Origin of the sequence: Streptomyces flavofungini (genome assembly GCF_041028215.1) — a bacterium.
Classification (GTDB): Bacteria; Actinomycetota; Actinomycetes; order Streptomycetales; family Streptomycetaceae; genus Streptomyces; species Streptomyces flavofungini_B.
In genome coordinates this window covers 1-1,268 of sequence record NZ_JASKYR010001223.1, presented here as the reverse complement: position 1 = coordinate 1,268, position 1,268 = coordinate 1, and the positions used below count along the sequence as shown (strand labels likewise).

General features: G+C 74.9%; 1 protein-coding gene. It reads right to left on the bottom strand.

The features are described from left to right. Nucleotides 1-55: 55 nt before the first annotated feature. On the bottom strand, nt 56-1,268 hold a 1,213-nt coding region (locus tag AB8Z36_RS39935; RefSeq protein ID WP_369218258.1), incomplete at its 5' end, for an MFS transporter.

Genomic DNA, 1,268 nt, shown 5'->3' with positions numbered 1-1,268 from the left:
GGAAGGGGACGGGACCGCTGGGGCGGGGCTCCACGGACGGATAGGACACAGGCTCTCAGTGCGCCGCCACCACCTCGCGCCGCTCGCCCACACGGGCCGCCCGGGAGCCGTAGAGCGTGACCGACACGACGCCGAGCACCGCGAGGACGCCGAGCCCCACGGTCCCCGCCCAGCCGCCCGCGTGGAAGGCGACCGCGCCGAGCGTGCCGCCCGCGCTGGAGCCCAGGTAGTAGGCGGACTGGTACAGGGCCGAGGCCTGTGCGCGGCCCGTGGTGGCCGTACGGCTCACCGAGGACGACGCCACCGCGTGCCCGGCGAAGAACCCGGCGGTGATGAGCACCAGGCCGAGCAGGACCAGCGGCAGCAGCGGGGAGAGGGAGAGCAGCAGGCCGCCCGCGGTCGTGCTCACCGCCAGGTAGAGCGCGCCGCGCCGCCCGAGCCGGGTCACCAGCCTGCCCGCGGCGGCGGAGGAGACCGTACCGACGAGGTAGACGAGGAAGACCGAGCCGATGATGCCCTGCGGCAGCGAGAACGGCGCCTCGGTGAGCCGGTAGCCGATCACCGTGTAGACCGCGCCGAAGACGGTCATGAACAGTGCCCCGATCGCGTACAGCCTGCACAGGAGCGGGTTCGACAGATGCGTGCGGACCGTGCGGGCCAGGGCCCGCGGGCTGAGCGAGGCGGGTGTGAAGTGGCGGGGCGCGGGCAGCAGCGCGCGGAACGCGACCGCGCACAGGACGGCGACGACGCCCACGACGCCGACCGCCGCACGCCAGCCCCAGGCCTGCGCGACCCAGCCGGTCACGATGCGCCCGCTCATGCCGCCGATGGAGTTGCCCGCCACGAACATGCCGATCGCGGCGACCAGCGCCTTGGGCCGCACCTCCTCGGCCAGGAACGCCATCGCCGACGCGGGCAGCCCCGCGAGGGCCGCGCCCTGCACGGCACGCAGGGCGATGAGCACCTCGACCGAGGGCGAGAAGGGGACCAGGAGTCCGACGGCCACCGCGACCGAGAGCGAGGCGGTCATGACCGCGCGCCGCCCGAAGCGCTCGCTGAGGGCGCTGAGCGGCAGGACGAAGAGGGCCAGTGCGCCCGTGGCCGCCGACACCGTCCAGCTCGCCGTGCTCGCGCTCACCCCGAAGTCGCCGGAGACGAGGGGGAGCGGCGCCTGCGTGGAGTAGAGGAGGGCGAAGGTGGCCACGCCCGCGAGGAACAGCGCGAGGCTCATCCGGCGGTAGCCGGGCCCGCCGGGCGCCATACGGGAG